The following is a 19,211-nucleotide window of genomic DNA, read 5'->3' as shown; positions in this document are numbered from 1 at the left end:
GGTTTAAATCTAATAAAAATAGTATTGATAGAAATAGCGGCTCTTCTATTCTAAAAAACTTAAAATAAATAGCATGTATAAAATATTAATTGTAGAGGATACTTTAACTATTAGAGAAGAAGTTTGCGATATTCTCGAAATGGAAGGCTATAGCGTTTTTCAGGCTATAAATGGCAAAATTGGTTTTGAAATGTCTATAAAAGAGCATCCAGATCTTATTATTTCAGATATATTGATGCCTTCTGTTGATGGCTTCGAAATGTTTAATCAACTACAAAGTCATAAAGAAACAAGTGCCATTCCTTTAATTTTTCTTTCTGCAAAAGGCGAGAAAGAAGACATTAGAATAGGAATGAATCTAGGTGCCGAAGACTATTTAACGAAACCAATAAATGTGAATGATCTTGTGAATGCTGTTGATAATAAAATTAAAAAGAAAGTAATGATAGATCAAAAAATTATTGATAAAACGGCAGCGATATCTCAGCTTCTCGAAGCTCATAAAAATCAAATACACCAACTAGAAGATCAGGTGCTACAGATGACAAAATTATTAAAAGACCTTTAATCTATAGCGCAGACAAACGCTAATAAGATTTCTTAGACTGCTTTTAAAAATTACTATTGAACTTTAGTAATAAGATCATTAAAGACGTTTATAATTCCGAAAAATTAAATTATGCATAAAATTTTAATTGTAGAAGACACATTAGCCATTAGAGAAGAAGTTTGCGACATTCTCTTAATGGAAGGTTACTGTGTTTTTCAAGCTGAAAACGGAAAAATAGGGGTTGATATGGCATTGCAAGAACATCCAGATCTTATTATTTCAGATATATTAATGCCTGAATTTAATGGTTTTGAAATGTTTAGCAAACTACAAGAGCATAAAAAAACAAGAACTATTCCTTTGATTTTTCTTTCTGCAAAAGGCGAAAAAGAAGATATTAGAAGTGGCATGAATCTAGGGGCTGAAGATTATCTAACAAAGCCAATAAATATTAATGATTTGGTAAATGCTGTTGAAAATAAAATTAAAAAGAAACTAATTAGAGATCAAAAAATTATTGATAAAACAAGAGCCTTATCCATTACACTTCAAAACCAAAAAAATCAATTAGATAATTTTAATCATTTAATTTCTAACGGGCTACAATCTTCACAGAGAAATGTATTAGAACTATTAACCGCCACGCAAGTAGAACTAGAGAGCACTAACAATTTTAACGATTCTAATAGTAATATTAACAAAAGGTGGACCAATTTAGGCTACACACGCTTCAATACAATTAACACAAACACTATTGCAGAACGAGTTATAGATGAAACAAGCAGGTCTCCTCACATCTCCATTAAAATAAAAAACGAACTCCCTAAAATTTTTGCCAATGATAAAATGTTGGAGAAAATATTTGAAGTCTTAATACAACATGCTTTAGAGCATATTAATAAAAATATTGGTCTTATAGAATTAGCTTGTGAAACAACAGAAGAAGAACACGTTTTTTCAATTAATTACAATTACGTTAGAATTAATACAAACTACCCAGAAAAAATATTTACTCCGCAGCAATTAACCAACCCAACAGATATTGGCTTGTATATTGTTAAAAAAATTATTTCTCACTATAACGGAAAAATACATGTAAAAAGCTGCGCTAATAAAGAAACAACATTTTATTTTAACCTACCAAGAATAAATAACAATGTCTAAAATATTAGTCGTTGAAGACTCAAAAAGCGTTCGAGAAGAAATTTGTGAAATACTTCATTTTGAAGATTTTGAAGTAATTTTTGCAGAGAATGGTGCACAGGGACTAGAAAAAGCAAATAATGAATTGCCAGATTTGATCATTTCAGATGTTACGATGCCTAAATTAAGTGGGTATAAGTTATTAACTGAACTAAAAAAATCACCAAAAACAGAATCTATCCCCTTTATTTTTCTTTCTGGAAAAACCAAATTACCCGATTTAAGAAAAGGTATGAATATTGGTGCAGATGGTTATTTCCTAAAACCTATTAATACAGATGAACTCATCAAAGTTGTAAAGAGCAAATTAAAAAAACAACAGGTAATTAAAGCGAATATTGTAAAACTAGAAGAAGAAAATAAATACTCCTTAAAAGAAGCCGGTAGAATGGCAAAAATGGGCTACTGGAGCTATGATAACAAAACGAAGGTATTGGTTTGGTCTGGTGCCGTTTATGAAATTTATGGCACCGACTCTAAAGATGGTGTTCCCGAAACAGATATAATTCTTAGCTTTTTTAATCAAAAATCACAACAAAAAATAAACAAAGTAAAGTTAGACTTAATTTCTCATGGTACTCCTTATGATATTGAACTGCAACTAACTAATTTTAAAAACCAAGAGCGTTGGATACGAAGCATAGGCGAAGCTGTATACAATGATAAAAAAGAAATGATTGGTAGAAAAGGAGTTTACCAAGACATTACAGAACAAAAAAAAATTGAAGAAAAAAACTTAAGAATAACAGAAGATTATAAAGAGCTCTTTGATAATGTTGCAATTTCTATTTGGAATGAAGATTTGTCTCTGGTATTTGAACAAATAGACAAACTTAGAAAACTAAATATACCTAACATTAAAATATATTTAGAACAGCACCCCAAAGCTTTATCTTCATTGGTTGCAAAAGTGAGGATAAGTAGTGTAAATAAAGCCACTTTAAAACTGTTTGACGCAAAAAGTACTCAAGAATTTTTAAACAATGTACAAAATGTACAAAACGTATTTGGTAAAGGAGCAGGTGCAGTGTTTATAAACTTTATAAGAGCAATATGGAATAATGATGAAGTATTTACCTCTGAAATAAATTATAAAAAACTAAATGGAGATGAGTTTGCGGCAGTACTATCAATTTCTATTCCTCAAACGGTAGTAAAACAAAAAACAGTTCCTGTTAGTATTCAAAGTATTCAGAGTATAAAAAATGCTGAATCAGAAAAAAAAGAATCCTTAAATAAATTAAATGAAGCTCAGAAATTAGCACATATAGGAAACTGGTCCTTTAATACTTCTAGTCAAGAGATAAAATGGTCCGACGAAACATTTCACATTTGGGGTTTCGATCCAGAGAATGGTGCTCCTAATTTTAACAGCATGCTTAACCGAATTCACATCGATGACCAAGAACTATTTAACAGTGTTGTTTCTGAAGCTATTAGTCTAGGTACTTCATACGATATTGAACATAGAATTCACCTTCCCAATGATGCGCAAAAAACAATAAGAGCCATTGGTAAACCTTTAATAGGAAGTTCTGGAGAGGTGATTGGATTGTTAGGTACTACTCAAGATATTACAGAACAAAAAGAAGCAAGCCAAAAAATTGAAGAGGCAGAAGAAATGTATCGCATATTAACGGATCATTCTAATGACTTAATCTGTTTGCAAGAACCAGACAGCACTTTTAAATACATCAGCCCTTCTATAAAAAACCTCTTAGGTTATGAACAATCCGATTTTATAGGAAAAAAAGTCTTCAGTATCGTACATAAAGATGATGTACAATCTTTAAAAGTTGCATTAGAAGAAAAAGTTTTTAAAGGCATTGTTTTAGACCCTCTTCCTTTTAGAGTTCGCCATAAAAAAGGACACTTTATCTGGTTAGAATTTTTAGTATCGCCTATTTATAAGGATAATAAAATGAGCTATTATGTATCTTCTTCTAGAGATATTACACACTGGATGTTAGCGAAGCAAGAAATTCAAAAATATCAAACAACTCTTCAGAAATTAACTATTGAAATTACCTTGGTAGAAGAAAAACAAAAAAAAGAAATTGCTTCTAACATTCATGATCACCTTAGCCAGTCTTTAATTATTTCAAAAATGAAGATTGATAAGTTGAAAAAAAATAAGGCGTTAAAAGTAATTTCCGAAGACTTAAAATTTATCGAAACACATATTTCTGAAGCTTTAGAAAATAGCCGTAAAATCACATATGAACTTTCTCCGCCAGTGTTGTATAAATTAGGCATTATTGCTGCGCTAAACTGGTTATTAGAGGAGTTAGAAGCCAAATACAAAATTAAGTGCATGCTTAATAGCAACGTAAATCACATTCAACTTAATGATGAAAAATCAATTTTACTCTACAGAAGCGTACAAGAAATAATAATGAATGCTATAAAATACGCAAATGCTTCTTTAATAACTTTAGATATTAATAAAAATGATCTTGGCCTTCATATTCTTGTAAAAGATAATGGAGATGGATTTGATACTGCTGCTTTAAATAATCAAAATCATTCTGGTTCGGGTTTTGGTCTGTTTACAGTTAAAGAACGTATTAGAAACATACAAGGAACCTTTACAATAACATCAGAAATAAAAACAGGAACCACAGTCAATTTTTTTACACCCCTATCTATATGACTTATATAAACGAAATTAAAATAGTATTAGTTGATGATCACAGACTACTAAGAGACGGTTTGCGAAACATTATAGAGCAACGGTCTAATATGCATATAATTGGAGAGGCTTCCGATGGCAGAGATGCTATAAAAATATGCTCAAAACTACTGCCCGATGTTCTTGTTATAGATGTAGCAATGCCCGGTTTAAATGGTATAGAGGCCACAAGACAAATTCATAAAGACAACCCAGATATAAAAATAATAGGTCTTTCGATGCATTCTGGCAAACAATTTATTCAAGGAATGTTTACTGCAGGTGCTTATGGATATTTGTTAAAAGATGGCGATTCCGATGAATTAATTACAGCAATTACCACGGTAATGCAGCACAAAAAATACCTTTCAAAAGACATTAATCAAGCGTTTCTTTCTTTGCTTAGAAAGGGGGAATCTTTAGAAAAGACACTCTTAAGTTCCAGAGAAAAAGAAGTCTTACAATTAATTGCAGAAGGTAATTCGTCTAAAGAAACGGGCGTAATCTTATTTTTAAGCTCAAAAACTATTGATGTTCATAGAAACAATATTATGCGAAAAATAGATTTACACACCATTCCTGAATTAACAAAATATGCAATTCAAAAAGGATTGACAACACTAGAAAATTAAAATTTCAACGGAGTTTATTTACTTAATAAAGATAAGAAAACGCACATGCTTTTTCTTTATTTTTTTAAGAAGAAGCTATAATTACAAACCCCCACAATTTATTTCTTAAACAGCTACTTAATATTGAAACTAACATTGAATAATTTATTAATAGTAGAAGATCACTTTCTAATAGGGCGAGAGATCTTTAAAGCTGCTAAAGAAGCTAGGAAGATAGAAAACATACGCTTAACAGATTCTTTACAAGAGGCCATTTCTTTATTAACTAAGACGAAATTTGAAGTAGTTATACTCGATTTGAATTTGCCCGACGGAAATGGTATCGAATTATTAAAATGGCTTAAAGAAAAGCAGATAGAAACAAAAGTTTTTGTTTTCTCTGCAAGTATAGCGCTAAAACGAAGCTGTTTAAAAAATGGAGCACAGGCCTTTTTTGACAAAGCGAATGATTTTGATGCATTAATTGAGACCATTAAGAACACCTCACTAGAAAGTCCTTCTTCTTTAAATTAAACACTTCTATTCACTTTTAGACAGTAGTACTTATTGACTACAAATGCCACTTCAACACCTTACATTAAATTAGTGTACAAACCTCTTGCATGTTCCTTTTTAAAAGTGATTACATCATTATAAATTTAACTTAACAACACTTCTAAGCCTAATAAAAGTAAAAGAAGAACAAAATGATAAATAATTTTAAATTTCTTTTAAAAAATAAAAAACCACTCTTATTGAGTGATTTTTACATTTTTAACAAGTATTTTTACTAAAGCATATTTTAAAACTAATACATATGAAAGACTTAAAGAATAAAAAAGCAATCATAACCGGAGGAGGAAGGGGTTTAGGAAAAGCAACTGCAATTGCATTTGCTAAAGAAGGAATAGACGTTGCCATAACAGGTAGAAATGAAGCTGTTTTAAAAGAAGCTGTTACTGAGCTTAAGGAACTCGGAGTTCATGCAATGTACGCTGTATTTGACGTTGGTAATTATGAGGAGGTAAAGGCGAGTATAAGAAATATTATGAGTGAGTTTGGTACTATTGATATTTTGGTAAACAATGCAGGAATTGCTGCTTTTGGCTCTTTTAATGAAATGAAAGTAAATAAATGGGAACAAATTATTCAAACCAATGTAATGGGAATGTATTATGTTACGAAAGAAGTATTACCTCATTTAATCGAGAATAATGTAGGTGATATTATTAACGTAGCGTCTACTGCTGGCTTAAACGGAAACGCAAATACCTCTGCTTATTCTGCATCAAAATTTGCTGTTATTGGTCTGTCGGAATCTTTAATGAAAGAAGTTCGTAAGAATAATATTAGAGTTTGTACACTTACGCCAAGTACAATTGCCTCTGACATGTCTATTGAATTAGGTATTGCAAATAAAGATTCTGAAGAGAGTGTTTTACAACCAGAAGATTTTGCAGAATTAATAGTTGCTGGTTTAAAATTACCAAGAAGAGCCATGCTTAAAAGTGCTGCTTTATGGTCTACGAATCCATAATTAAATCCATTATAAAACAAAAAGGAGTGTCGTTTTAAAAAACAACACTCCTTTTTTTATAGCTAAAAATAGCTTAAAACTATTCTAAAATCTTAATAAAATCATTAAAAGCAACATAGTAAGGTTGGTCTTTAAAAACCGGATTCTCTACACTTTCTGCGTTTGCAATACCTACACCAGCAAACCAAACTTTTGCATTTTGTTTTTTAGCGTGGTCTTTAAAAGTTTCCATCCATAAAACATCATACTCATTAGGGTTTTGCATATTGCTAGAAACCTTCACCAATACAAAAATGGTTTGTTCTCCTTTTTTAAACAGCACAAATTGAGGATGCCTTTTTAACGTGCTGTTAATTGCCTGAAATTCATACCCCATTTTCTCGAGCTTCTCCCCTACAGTATTCATCGCCAAATTGTGCAATTCTTGCGCCGTTAAAATCTGCATTATTTTTTCTTTTTCTTGTTATGTTTGTTGTAATTTTTATCTCCTTTTGTTTTTGGCTTTTTATATTTTATAGCAATTTCTCTTCTATAAGACCCCCCTCTATTTACCTGGCTATTCTTTTCACTTTTCTCATGAAATGCTGGCCCAGGAACATATTCTAAAGAAGTTCTGTTTTTAGAAATCCCTTGGTCTTCTCTTGGGCGTTCATCTTCTGTTAACATTGTAGAAATTTCTACCTCTTCTGGAAGCTCTAAAACCGGAACTTCGTAATTCATCAATGTTTCAATTCCTGCTTTTGCTTCTTGTTCTTTTGGTGTTGAGAATAGAATTGTTTTTCCTGCCTTTTCTGCACGACCCGTTCTACCAATTCTGTGCATATAATTTTCAGGAAAGTCTGGCGTATCAAAGTTAATTACATGAGAAACTTTATCAAAATCTAAACCACGTGCCATTACATCTGTAGCTAACAAAATTCGATTTTTACCTTCATCGAATTGTTTGATAGATCTTATTCTATAGTTCTGCGTTTTATTCGAGTGAATTACACACATTTCATCATTAAAAGCTTCTTCTAAATGCTTAAATAACAAATCTGCCGTTCTTTTAAAACCAACAAAAATTAGCACTTTACTAAATTCTTCTTTATCTCTTAAAAGCTGGTGTAACAGATTCACTTTCGTGAAAAAGTTAGGAAGGTTATAAGAAACTTGTTCTATATTGTCTAGCGGTGTTCCACTAACTGCAACAGATATTTTCTCTGGATTTTTAAAGAAATCGTAAATTAACGCATCTACATCTTCTGTCATGGTTGCAGAAAACAAAATGTTTTGTCTTTTTTCTGGAATCACGTCAAAGATATTCATCAATTGAAATCTAAAACCTAAATCTAACATTACATCTACTTCATCAATAACCAATTTCTGAATAGACTTCAATTTTAAAGAATTACTGATTGCCAAATCATATAATCTACCTGGTGTTGCTACAATAATATCTTGCCCTTGCATAATAGCTTGCCTTTGAGTATTGATGTTTGCACCACCATAAACTCCTAAAACACGTGTATTAATATATTTAGATAATTGTTCTATCTGCTCTACAACTTGTAAAACCAACTCTCTTGTTGGTACCAATATTAAAACTCTTGGGTGTTGTTGCTTAGAAAATGGCAAGTCTCTAAGAATTGGCAACATGTATGCAAAAGTCTTACCGGTACCAGTCTGCGCAATTCCCACAACATCTTTACCAGATCTTACAACAGAAAATGCTTGTTCTTGAATTGGCGTTGGTGTATCGAAACCCAAATCGTCAATTGCATATTGTAATTGATTTGATAAATCTAAATCTTCAAAAGTCATCTTATAAATTTTGTGCAAAGGTACGTTTTATAAAATGTTATACAACAAGTCTTCAACGTTGGATTAATTTGTAATTTTACAGAAATTTATCACAAATAATAATGATTACAGATACACACACACATTTATATTCTAGCCAGTTTAACGAAGACCAAAAAGAGATGATGCAACGCGCTAAAGATGCGGGTGTTTCTCGGTTTTTTATTCCTGCAATAGATTCTACGTATACAGAAAGCATGCTACAACTAGAAGAAAATTTTCCTTTAGAGGTGTATTTAATGATGGGCTTGCACCCTACTTCTGTAAATGAAAATTATTTAGAAGAATTGGCACATGTAAAAGAATGGATCGATAAAAAAGATTTTTATGCAATTGGCGAAATTGGTATTGATCTATTTTGGGACAAATCTTTTTTAATTCAGCAACAAGAAGCCTTTAGAACCCAAATTAAATGGGCAAAAGAAAAAAAATTGCCTATTGTAATTCATTGTAGAGATGCTTTTGATGAAATTTTTGAAATTTTAGAAGCAGAAAAAGCAGCTGATTTAAGAGGAATTTTCCACTGTTTTACAGGAACTAAAGAGCAAGCAGAACAAGCCATTTCTTACAATATGAAGTTGGGTATTGGCGGCGTTGCAACTTTTAAAAATGGTAAGATTGATAAATTTTTGAACGAAATAGACATTCAGCATATTGTTTTAGAAACAGATGCACCGTATTTAGCACCAACACCTTATAGAGGGAAAAGAAATGAAAGTGCATTTATTACAAATGTTGTTGATAAATTAGTAGATATATACGGACTTTCATTTAAAGAAATAGCTGAAATTACAACACAGAATTCTAAAGATGTTTTTGGAATATAATGTTAGAGACAGCAACAACATATTACAAAACACCCATAGGAATCGCAAAAATTGTTGGTGATAAAAACGGAATTCAATCTGTGTCTGTTTTAGATGAAGATTCGGTTTCAGAAGAATTACTGAATACAAAAACTGCTGAATGTTTGCAAGATTGTGTGGTGCAATTGGAAGAGTATTTTAAAGGAAAAAGAGCTAGTTTCAATTTAACCGTAAATCCTAAAGGAACTGCTTTTCAAAAGAAAGTATGGAAAGCTTTGTTAAAAATTCCTTACGGAAAAACGAAAAGCTATTTAGAGCAAAGTAAGTTTTTAGGCGATGTAAAAGCCATAAGAGCCGTTGCTTCTGCAAATGGTAAAAATCCGTTATGGATTGTTGTTCCGTGTCACAGAGTTATTGGTACTGATGGTTCTCTAACGGGTTACGCTGGCGGAATCTGGCGAAAAAAATGGTTATTAGCGCATGAAAACCCTGTAAAACAGCAATCGCTTTTTTAAATTCCTATTTCAGATATTAAAAATACTATTTTTACGTTTAGAACGTATAGTTGTAGATGTTTAAAAAAATTCTCTTTTTTTTATTTTTGATTCTTGGGTTTTCGATCCAATCTCAAACGATAGCTACAGATTTTAGATCCACCAAATTTCTAATTCAAAAAGACACGATAAAATTTGACTCTGTTGCTATAAATCCGCAACGTTTTAAAGTTTTAAACGAGACACTAAAACCGATAGCGGTTTCTAACTATTTTGTAGATTATAACAATGCAACACTTATTATAAGTGCCCAATTATACAAAGAAATTACCATCGAATATTTTCGGTTTCCAGAATTCCTTACCAAAACATACACACCTTATGACGAAAGTTTAATTGTACCAAATGGCACAAACACTGGCAAATTATACAGTTTAACCACTAATAAAAAAGCTTCGGAAGTTAAATTATTTGAAGGTTTGCAAACAAAAGGGTTTATTTCTAGAGGAATTACTTCGGGTAATAATCAGAATGCGGTTACCAATGCAGCTTTAGATTTAGAAATTTCTGGTAAATTATCTGACAAAGTAACCTTAAGAGCAAATATTTGGGATACAAATATCCCTATTCAAGAAAACGGATATTCGCAAAACATTACAGATTTCGATCGAATATTCATTGAAATGTTTACAGATGATTGGCGTGTAAAAGCAGGAGATTTATCCTTACAAAACAAAGAGAGTTACTTTGCTCCTTTTACAAAACAAGTTTCTGGTTTAGAGGTCGCAGCAAATATAACCCAAAATGTAAAGGTGAGTGCTTCTGGTGCAATTGTGCGTGGTAAGTTTAATACGTTTACAATTGTTGGTAGTGAAGGCAACCAAGGTCCTTATAAAATTGTTGGTGCGAATACCGAACCTAATATTATAATTATTGGCGGTAGTGAACAGGTCTACATTAACGGAATTCAACTTAAAAAAGGAGAAAATAATGAGTATACCATAGATTATAATTTAGGAGAAATTACTTTTAACACCACCTACCCTATTACAAATGATATGAGAATCACCATTGATTTTCAATATTCCGATAGAAATTACACGCGTTTTGTTACCTATGAATCTGTGAGCTACAAAACAGAAAAATTAAATATTAGTGGTTTTTTCTACAGTGAAAACGATGCTAAAAATCAACCTTTGCAACAAGCATTAACAGACGAACAAAAACAGATTTTAGCAGATGCAGGTAATAATACCGATTTAATGTTTGCAGAAAGTGCTTTTATAGATGCTTTTGATGAGAACAAGATCTTGTATAGAAAAGTTACAAATGGCGCCGTAGAAAACTTTGAATATACTACCAATGAAAATGATGATTTGTACTTTGTTTCGTTTAGAAATGTTGGTGCAAATAATGGTGATTATAGTATAGACAGTACTACAGCAATTGGGACTATTTATAGTTATATTGGTATAAACCAAGGAAATTATGCGCCAATAACGCGATTAATTCCGCCAACAAAGTCGCAGGTTTTCGTATTAAAATCTGACTATAATGCTTCTAAAAAGACGAAAATAACCTCTGAAATAGCCCTTAGTAATAATGATGCCAATTTATTCTCAGCAATCGATAACAATCAGAATACAGGTCTTGCAGCAAAAATTGGTTGGCAACAAGTTCTAATTGATAAAGAATGGCAATTGACAAGTGTTCTAAACCATGAATATGCGCATCAAAATTTTAAAACCCTACAAAGATGGGAATCTATAGAGTTTAATAGAGATTGGAATTTACTCACAAATAATGCTACAAAAAACTATTTTCAATCGGAATGGAATCTTCAAAATAAGAAAAACGATTTTTTTCTATACCGATACAATCACTTAAGTTATTTAGATACGTATACTGGAAATAAGCATGAACTTCAATCTAAAATAAAACGAAACAATACTGTTTTTTTTATGAATGGAAGTTTCTTAGCAAATACCTCAACCGCAGAAGACAACTCTTTTTTAAGAGCAAAAGCAACTGTAGAACATTCTTTTAATAAAAGTTGGTTGGGTGCTTTTACCAATTTAGAAACCAATAGCAGAAAAAATAGGGGTTCTAATAATTACAACAATACCAGTCACAGGTTTAAAGAGTTTGAAACTTATTTGGGTATTGGGGATACTGCGAAAGTGTTTGCTAAATTCGGATTTAATTATAGAAATAACGATAGCATAAAATTGAATGAATTTACAGAAGTCAATAATCGAAAATCGTTTTATATGAATAGTAAATTAATTCAAAATAAAAACACAAATTTACGGGTGTTTGCAAGTTACAGACTTACCCAAAATATTTTTTCTGAAGATGAAAAATCTTTAAATTCAAGATTCGTTTTTAATCAGAAATTATTCAACAACTTTGTAAATCTAAATACACTTTATGAGACTTCTTCTGGTAACGTGGCTAGACAAGAATATCTGTATATTAAAACAGCACCTGGTTTGGGATATTATACGTGGATTGATTATAACAGCGATGGTGTTCAGGATTTTGATGAATTTGAAATTGCAGAATTTCAAGATCAGGCGAATTATTTACGCGTTCCAAAACCAAATTTACGTTTTCTTGCAACCCAAAGAGCAAAGTTTAGACAAGGTATCAACCTTAATTTTAATCCATGGAAAACAAAAAACGGATTCAGAAAAACACTTTCTCATTTTAACAACGAGAGTTTTTTAAGCATCGAAAATGAACAATCTAGAATTGGAAATTCCTTTAATTTTAACCCTTTTAATTTTGATGAAGACAAACTCATTGGCTTAAACTTTAGTGTAAGAAATAGCTTATATTTTAACAGAAATCTTCAGAATTATAGCACAACTTATACTTTTGGTAAACGAAGAAACAAGCAACAGTATTTTATAGGGAATCAAGAGAATAATACAAAAATGCATCAGTTAGATTTTGCGCATAAACTTGCTATTTTTTGGTTGTTTGAGTTCATGGGTAAAGTTTCTGAAAATGATTTGCAAACCGAAAACTTCGATAATCGGAATTATAGTATTGAAGGGAAAGAAATTCAGCCAAAAATTAGTTTTTTATACAATCAGAATAACAGGTTAACGGCTTTTTATCATTATAAAATTAAAGAAAATAGTTTAGATAATTTTGAAGCGTTGAATCAGCAAAAATTCGGATTGGAATACTTCTATTTAAGCGGTAAGAAAAATCAAATTACAGCTAATGTAAATGTATTTTTAAATGATTTTAAAGGCGATACAAATTCGCCAGTTGCCTATCAAATGTTAGAAGGTTTACAAGATGGTAAAAATTATACCTGGAATGTTTTATTCAATCGAAAATTAAATTCCTTTTTAAATTTAAATCTAAATTATTTAGGTAGAAAAAGCGAAAACTCTAAAACAATTCATACCGGAAGTGTTCAATTACGTGCTGTTTTCTAATATGTTAAATTTTAATATTTGTAACAAATGTTAGATCATTAGTTAAAAAAAATCCTTTAATTTGTATGATTATGATGAAAATCATCGCCATATTATTATCTAATTTGATTCTTATTCAGAGTCTAAACATTAATTTGGAATCTTTTTCTAAGTTAAACGTATTATTAGAACATGCGCAATTTCATCAAGAAAAATATGGCGACAACTTTTTTGAGTTTTTGTATGGACATTATGGAGACAAAGATGTCTTAGATAACAGTAACCATAAAGAACATAAAGACTTACCATTTAAAAAGAGCACACAAAGTTATAACCATCATATTTCTGCTTTTAGTTTTAAAATTAATGTTTTTGAATTAAAAGATGACATTATTTTAAATATAAAACCAAATTATTTTTATAAAGAATCCTTCTCTTTTTTTGAAAAAAGAACTATTTTCCAACCACCCAAGTACGCATAATTTGTTTTAGATTTTTAATCCTGTTTTTAAAACAGGCATTTATTTATTTCTTTAATTAATATGAATTATGTTAGAAAACATCATAAAGTTCAGCTTAAAAAATAAGCTGATTATTTTCCTATTCACAACATTTATTATTGGCTTTGGTCTTTTCTCTTTAACCCAAATATCTATAGGCGCAGTGCCAGACATTACCAATAACCAAGTACAAGTTATAACAACATCTCGTAACTTATCTACACAAGACGTAGAGCAATTTATAACCTACCCGATAGAGCTAGAAATGGCAAATTTACCAGGTGTAAATGAAATTCGATCAGTTTCAAAGTTTGGCTTATCTGTAGTAACTATTGTCTTTGATGATCATATGGGTACGTATTTACCGAGACAATTGATTGCAGAAAAAATTAAATCTGCATCCGAAAAAATCCCAGCAGGTTTTGGTAGTCCAGAAATGGGGCCAATTACAACAGGTTTAGGCGAAATCTATCAATACATACTAGATGTTAAGCCTGGGTATGAAGACCAATATTCTGTTACAGAACTAAGAACCATTCAAGATTGGATTGTAAGGAGACAGCTTTCTGGAATCCCTGGTGTTGTAGAGGTAAATACTTGGGGCGGTTTCCTAAAACAGTACGAAGTTGCCATCAATCCTAGTAAATTAAATGCCATGAATATTTCAATCTCTGATATTTATGTCGCATTAGAGAAAAATAATAGTGTCGCTGGTGGTGGTTACATCGAAAAAACAAATCAAGCTTTTTTCATTCGAGGAGAAGGTCTTATAAAAACGCTAGAAGATGTTGGTAATATTGTGGTTAAAAATGAAGGAACCCCTATTTACATAAAAGACATTGCAGAAGTTGGCTTTGGAAGCGCAACTCGTTTCGGTGCCATTACAGGAAATGGAGAAGGAGAAAAAGTTCTCGGTCAAATTATGATGTTGAAAGACGGCAATTCTAAGGCCATTATAGATGCAGTAAAAGAGCGCGTCGCAGACATACAAAATAGCTTGCCAGAAGGCGTTTACATAAATGGTTTTTTAGAACGTAGCGAACTGATTGCTAAGACCACTTTTACCGTGTCAGAAAATCTAATATTAGGATCTTTAATTGTCATTTTTGTAGTGGTTTTACTTCTCGGAGAATTACGCTCTGGCTTAGTAGTAGCCTCTGTTATTCCTTTAAGTTTATTATTTGCTATTTCTTTGATGCATCTTTTTAATGTAGACGCAAATTTAATGAGTTTGGGTGCTATCGATTTCGGAATTATAATTGATGGTGCTGTTATTATTGTAGAGTTTATTGCATTCCGGATTATATCGGAAAGTAACAAACTAAAATCGCTCACAAAAGAAGGAAAACAAAATGAAATTGATGCAATTACGCTAAAAAGTGCTTCGAAAATGATGAATTCTGCCATTTTTGGACAATTAATTATTTTAATTGTATTTATACCCATCTTATCTTTAACGGGTATAGAAGGAAAAATGTTTAAACCCATGGCTTTAACATTTAGTTTTGCTTTAATTGGCGCAATGTTGTTATGCCTAACCTACGTTCCGGTGGTTTCCTCACTGTTTTTAAAGCCGCATAAGCCAAGCGAGAAAAATATTTCAGTACGTACAATGAAAGCTATAAATTCTTGGTACAAACCAGTTATTCATTGGGCTTTGCATCATAAACGATTGGTTATGGGGTTGTCTGTAATTTTATTGGCATCAAGTGTTGTGTTATTTAGCAGAATGGGAGGAGAATTTGTACCGACTTTAGATGAAGGCGATTTTGTAATTCAACCGGTATTAAAAACAGGCACTTCCTTAGGAAAAACCATTGAAATTACTACAAAAATAGAACAAATATTACTTGAAAATTTTCCAGAAGTAGCCCAAGTTGTAAGCAGAATTGGTGCTGCAGAAATACCCACAGACCCAATGTCTATGGAAGAAAGCGATGTAATTATTAAATTAAAACCAAAGGATGAATGGGTTTCCGCAGAAAGTAAAGATGAGTTAGCAGATAAATTTAAAGAAGCTTTGGCTATCATTCCTGGTATGGAAGTAGAATTTACTCAACCTATAGAAATGCGATTTAACGAATTAATTACAGGTGTTAGAGCAGACGTTGCTATCAAAATTTTTGGTGAAGACTTAGGTGTTTTAGCACGTAAAGCAGATGAGATAAAAGAACTCATTACAAATGTAGAAGGCGCAGCAGATATTATTACTGAAAAAGTAGAAGGTTTGCCACAAATGAGCGTTACTTTCAAGAGAGCTAAAATTGCGCGTTATGGTTTAAATATTGCAGATGTAAATGAATTAATTTCTATGGGATTTGCTGGTAAAACCATGGGAAATGTTTTTGAAGGTGAAAAACGATTTGACTTGGTCATTCGTTTAGACAGAAATAGCCGTAAGGATTTAGCGAGTCTTCAAAACTTATATGTAGATACACCAAATGGATCTAAAATTCCGCTTAGTGAATTGGCAGAAATTGAATACACAACAGGTCCCGCAAAAATATCTAGAGATGATACAAAACGTAGAATTGTGGTTGGTGTAAATGTTAGAAATAGAGATTTACAATCGGTTGTGAATGAAATGAGAACCATTATTGATAATAACCTGGAATTACCCGCAGGTTACACCATTGCTTATGGTGGCCAATTCGAGAATTTACAAAGTGCTAAAAATCGTTTAAAAGTTGCCGTACCAATAGCATTAATTTTAATTTTTATACTGCTCTATTTTGCTTTTGGTTCAGTAAAAGAAGCATTAATGGTGTACGCTGCTATTCCGCTTTCTGCTGTAGGAGGAATTTTATTATTATGGATTCGAGATTTACCTTTTAGTATTTCTGCCGGTGTTGGTTTTATTGCACTTTTTGGTATTGCTGTTCTTAACGGAATTGTTTTAATAGAACATTTTAAGCATCTTAGAGAAGAAGGTTTTACCAATATTGAAGAACTTGTAAAACGTGGCACTACAGAACGATTAAGACCCGTTTTATTAACTGCTGCTGCTGCTGCTTTAGGTTTTTTACCGATGGCCATTTCAACAAACGCTGGTGCAGAAGTACAGCGACCGTTAGCAACTGTAGTTATTGGTGGTCTAATTACAGCAACCATTTTAACATTAATTGTTTTACCTGTTTTGTATGCGTGGTTTGAAGAAAAAAAAGCACTTAAAGTAAATAAGACAGCCCTTCTAACTATCATTAGCTTTCTCTCTATTATTGGTACAAGTGCACAATCTAAATTAACAGTTGAAGAAACTTTGGCCTTGGCAATTGAGAATAATGCAGGTTTAAAAGCATCTAACTTAAAAGTTGATGAAAGTAATGCATTGGTTGGAAGTGCGTTTCATTTTGATAAAACTGAAATTTATTATAATTATGACGAAAATAACTTAGCAGTAAATAACCAACCGTTAACCATTTTTGGAATTGCACAAGACTTTAAATTTCCAACCGTTTATTTTGCTGATAAAAAAGTTTATAAAGCTAGAGTTCATTTAGAAGAAACAAATTATAATATGCAGTTTCTAAAAATAAAAAAAGAGGTGTATAGCAATTACTACCATTTAAGTTACCTTAAGAATAAAGCAAAGACCTATCTTTTTTTAGATAGTTTATATCAAGATTTTGCAAAAAAAGCCATCCGTAGGTTTGAGCTAGGTGAAACTAATTATTTAGAAATGATTACCGCAAAATCTAAACAAAAGCAGTTAGAAAATTCTTATAAACAAGCGTATCGAGAGGTGCTAATTTCTAAAGAAAAATTAAAAAGTGTGGTTCAGATTAGTCACTTAGAAATAGCACGTCAACCTTTAAAAAAGTTAGAATTAGAAACTATTTCTACGAACACTAATTTAGGAGTTCAGTATTTTGAGGATGTTAGAAACTATCAAAATGCAGTATACAAAAAAGAAAAACAAAGTTTGTTACCAGATATTAGTTTAGAATATTTTCAAGGCACAAATAGGTTGTTAAATACTACTATTAAAGGGTATCAAATCGGTTTAAAAGTGCCATTATTATTTTCTGGAAATACATCTAAAATTAAAGCTTCAAGAATTGCTAGAGATATCGTTACCCAGCAACAACAAGATTATAGAGTAAAGTTGAACGCTGAACACAATTCACTTTTAGCAACTTTAAAACAATACGAAGAAGTGATTATGTATTATGATAATGAAGGAAAAAAACTAAAAGAAGAAATTATAAGAACAGCCAATCGTACTTTTAAAGAAGGTGAAATTGACTTTTTTCAATACATTCAGAGTTTAGAGACCGCTATAGCTATTGAGTTGTCTTATTTAGAAAACTTAAATGCATACAACCAAACGATTATCAATATAAATTACCTTATTTTAAATATATAAAAAAATGAAAAACCTATATACCCTTTTATTTTTGTTGCTACTTTTAGCCTGTGGTAACAAAGAAAAATTAACTGAAACTATTCAAGAAATCAAAATTAATAGCAATCAAATTAAAATTAGTAAAGAACAATTTGAAAGTGAAAAAATGGAGTTTGGTGAGCTTGCAACCCAAGATTTTAATACCATTATAAATGTAAACGGAATGATAGATGTTCCGCCAGAAAACAGAGCCAGTGTAAGTACTTTTATTGCGGGTTATGTTACTAATATTCCTCTTTTAATTGGCGATAAGGTTAAAAAAGGAGAATTAATTGCAAGTTTAAAAAATATCGAGTTTGTAGAAATTCAGCAACAATACGTAGAAACCTCTGTACAACTAAAATTTTTAAAGAACGAATACGATAGACAAAAGACCTTGTTTGATGAAAAAATCACCTCTCAAAGAAAGTATCTTGAAGCAGAAAGTGTTTACAAAGTTAGTCTAGCAACTTATAACGGATTGCGTAAAAAATTACAGATGTTAAATATTGATCCGGTTGCTGTTGCGCAAGGAAAAATAACTTCAACAATAAATTTATATGCCCCAATAAACGGTTATGTAACCAAAGTAAATGTTAACATTGGTTCTTTTGTATCTTCTGCAAGTGAGTTGATAGAAATTATTAATACAGATCATATTCACTTAGAACTAAACGTTTTTGAGAAAGATATTACAAAAATCAAAAAAAATCAAAAGATTCATTTTAAAATACCTGAATCTTCTAATAAAACTTATGAAGCACAAGTTCATCTGGTGGGTACGTCTATCAATAAAAACAAAACAATTAAGGTTCACGGTCATATAAATAATGAAGAAAAAAATAATTTTATATCTGGTATGTTTGTAGAAGCTGAGATTATTTGTCTCCCTAAAAAAGAAATTGCACTTCCAAGAGCAGCTATTCTAAAAAATAAGAATAAATCTATAATTTTAGTACTGAGTTCAGAAAAAGAAAACACCTATATTTTTGATAAAGTAAGTATTGATAAAGGTTCTGAAAACGAAAATTATACACAAATAAATAATTATAAAGCAATTGAAGGCAGAAAAATACTAACAAAGGGCGCTTTTATTCAATAGAAGGTTCAATTATTTTTTAAATTTAAATTTGAATGATTTAGGAAGCAAAAATTCTAAAACAATACACACAGGAAGCA

The 19,211-nt window shown here is 31.1% G+C and carries 14 protein-coding genes; 12 read left to right on the top strand and 2 right to left on the bottom strand.

Annotation, left to right across the window (positions count from 1 at the left end; translation table 11 throughout):
* Positions 1–73 precede the first annotated feature (73 nt).
* From ES045_RS12915 to ES045_RS12890, 6 genes are all read left to right on the top strand, one after another.
* Positions 74–568: a response regulator transcription factor gene (locus tag ES045_RS12915; protein ID WP_147116706.1), complete on the top strand. Its 495-nt coding sequence runs from the start codon at positions 74–76 to the stop codon at positions 566–568.
* Between the two features lie 111 nt (positions 569–679).
* Positions 680–1,714: a response regulator gene (locus ES045_RS12910; protein ID WP_147116705.1), complete on the top strand. Its 1,035-nt coding sequence runs from the start codon at positions 680–682 to the stop codon at positions 1,712–1,714.
* The gene (locus ES045_RS12905; RefSeq protein ID WP_147116704.1) at positions 1,707–4,406 is read left to right on the top strand and encodes a PAS domain-containing protein; all 2,700 of its coding nucleotides are present in this window, start codon (positions 1,707–1,709) and stop codon (positions 4,404–4,406) included. The genes ES045_RS12910 and ES045_RS12905 overlap by 8 nt, the downstream gene beginning before the upstream one ends.
* Positions 4,403–5,056 (top strand): response regulator, encoded by a 654-nt coding sequence (locus ES045_RS12900; protein WP_147116703.1) that lies wholly within the window; start codon positions 4,403–4,405, stop codon positions 5,054–5,056. Before ES045_RS12905 ends, ES045_RS12900 begins: the two co-directional genes overlap by 4 nt.
* 135 nt (positions 5,057–5,191) lie before the next feature.
* Positions 5,192–5,569, top strand: a complete 378-nt coding sequence (locus ES045_RS12895; RefSeq protein ID WP_189663103.1) for a response regulator transcription factor — start codon at positions 5,192–5,194, stop codon at positions 5,567–5,569.
* Positions 5,570–5,852: 283 nt separating this feature from the next.
* The gene (locus ES045_RS12890) at positions 5,853–6,572 is read left to right on the top strand and encodes a 3-ketoacyl-ACP reductase (protein WP_147116701.1); all 720 of its coding nucleotides are present in this window, start codon (positions 5,853–5,855) and stop codon (positions 6,570–6,572) included.
* 79 nt (positions 6,573–6,651) lie between these two features.
* On the opposite strand, the gene ES045_RS12885 is transcribed toward ES045_RS12890, so the two are convergent.
* Positions 6,652–7,017 (bottom strand): Na(+)-translocating NADH-quinone reductase subunit F, encoded by a 366-nt coding sequence (locus tag ES045_RS12885; protein ID WP_147116700.1) that lies wholly within the window; start codon positions 7,015–7,017, stop codon positions 6,652–6,654.
* Positions 7,017–8,375, bottom strand: a complete 1,359-nt coding sequence (locus ES045_RS12880) for a DEAD/DEAH box helicase (protein ID WP_147116699.1) — start codon at positions 8,373–8,375, stop codon at positions 7,017–7,019. Before ES045_RS12880 ends, ES045_RS12885 begins: the two co-directional genes overlap by 1 nt.
* Before the next feature lie 101 nt (positions 8,376–8,476).
* Between ES045_RS12880 and ES045_RS12875 the strand changes: the two genes are divergently transcribed.
* The 6 genes from ES045_RS12875 (at position 8,477) to ES045_RS12850 (ending at position 19,134) form a co-directional block, all read left to right on the top strand.
* Positions 8,477–9,241 carry a TatD family hydrolase gene (locus ES045_RS12875; protein ID WP_147116698.1) on the top strand — a complete coding sequence of 255 codons (765 nt, stop codon included), beginning with the start codon at positions 8,477–8,479 and terminating at the stop codon, positions 9,239–9,241.
* Positions 9,241–9,735 carry a methylated-DNA--[protein]-cysteine S-methyltransferase gene (locus ES045_RS12870; protein ID WP_147116697.1) on the top strand — a complete coding sequence of 165 codons (495 nt, stop codon included), beginning with the start codon at positions 9,241–9,243 and terminating at the stop codon, positions 9,733–9,735. The genes ES045_RS12875 and ES045_RS12870 overlap by 1 nt, the downstream gene beginning before the upstream one ends.
* A gap of 56 nt (positions 9,736–9,791) precedes the next feature.
* Positions 9,792–13,169 (top strand): hypothetical protein, encoded by a 3,378-nt coding sequence (locus ES045_RS12865; protein WP_147116696.1) that lies wholly within the window; start codon positions 9,792–9,794, stop codon positions 13,167–13,169.
* A gap of 71 nt (positions 13,170–13,240) precedes the next feature.
* Positions 13,241–13,630 (top strand): hypothetical protein, encoded by a 390-nt coding sequence (locus ES045_RS12860; RefSeq protein WP_147116695.1) that lies wholly within the window; start codon positions 13,241–13,243, stop codon positions 13,628–13,630.
* A 67-nt stretch (positions 13,631–13,697) separates the two neighbouring features.
* Positions 13,698–18,014 carry a CusA/CzcA family heavy metal efflux RND transporter gene (locus ES045_RS12855; RefSeq protein ID WP_147116694.1) on the top strand — a complete coding sequence of 1,439 codons (4,317 nt, stop codon included), beginning with the start codon at positions 13,698–13,700 and terminating at the stop codon, positions 18,012–18,014.
* 4 nt (positions 18,015–18,018) lie between these two features.
* The gene (locus ES045_RS12850) at positions 18,019–19,134 is read left to right on the top strand and encodes an efflux RND transporter periplasmic adaptor subunit (RefSeq protein ID WP_147116693.1); all 1,116 of its coding nucleotides are present in this window, start codon (positions 18,019–18,021) and stop codon (positions 19,132–19,134) included.
* The last annotated feature ends 77 nt before the right edge of the window (positions 19,135–19,211 follow it).

The sequence above is a fragment of the Polaribacter sp. IC073 genome, assembly GCF_007997075.1.
In the GTDB taxonomy this organism is placed as follows: Bacteria; Bacteroidota; Bacteroidia; order Flavobacteriales; family Flavobacteriaceae; genus Polaribacter.
This window is presented reverse-complemented; position numbering and strand designations above follow the sequence as displayed.

What these genes read in the sequence shown, in the direction of transcription:
- ES045_RS12915 (WP_147116706.1), top strand. Translation starts at nt 74, where the DNA reads ATGTATAAAATATTAATTGTAGAGGATACTTTAACTATTAGAGAAGAA.
- ES045_RS12910 (WP_147116705.1), top strand. Translation starts at nt 680, where the DNA reads ATGCATAAAATTTTAATTGTAGAAGACACATTAGCCATTAGAGAAGAA.
- ES045_RS12905 (WP_147116704.1), top strand. Translation starts at nt 1,707, where the DNA reads ATGTCTAAAATATTAGTCGTTGAAGACTCAAAAAGCGTTCGAGAAGAA.
- ES045_RS12900 (WP_147116703.1), top strand. Translation starts at nt 4,403, where the DNA reads ATGACTTATATAAACGAAATTAAAATAGTATTAGTTGATGATCACAGA.
- ES045_RS12890 (WP_147116701.1), top strand. Translation starts at nt 5,853, where the DNA reads ATGAAAGACTTAAAGAATAAAAAAGCAATCATAACCGGAGGAGGAAGG.
- ES045_RS12885 (WP_147116700.1), bottom strand. Translation starts at nt 7,017, where the DNA reads ATGCAGATTTTAACGGCGCAAGAATTGCACAATTTGGCGATGAATACT.
- ES045_RS12880 (WP_147116699.1), bottom strand. Translation starts at nt 8,375, where the DNA reads ATGACTTTTGAAGATTTAGATTTATCAAATCAATTACAATATGCAATT.
- ES045_RS12875 (WP_147116698.1), top strand. Translation starts at nt 8,477, where the DNA reads ATGATTACAGATACACACACACATTTATATTCTAGCCAGTTTAACGAA.
- ES045_RS12870 (WP_147116697.1), top strand. Translation starts at nt 9,241, where the DNA reads ATGTTAGAGACAGCAACAACATATTACAAAACACCCATAGGAATCGCA.
- ES045_RS12865 (WP_147116696.1), top strand. Translation starts at nt 9,792, where the DNA reads ATGTTTAAAAAAATTCTCTTTTTTTTATTTTTGATTCTTGGGTTTTCG.
- ES045_RS12860 (WP_147116695.1), top strand. Translation starts at nt 13,241, where the DNA reads ATGATGAAAATCATCGCCATATTATTATCTAATTTGATTCTTATTCAG.
- ES045_RS12855 (WP_147116694.1), top strand. Translation starts at nt 13,698, where the DNA reads ATGTTAGAAAACATCATAAAGTTCAGCTTAAAAAATAAGCTGATTATT.
- ES045_RS12850 (WP_147116693.1), top strand. Translation starts at nt 18,019, where the DNA reads ATGAAAAACCTATATACCCTTTTATTTTTGTTGCTACTTTTAGCCTGT.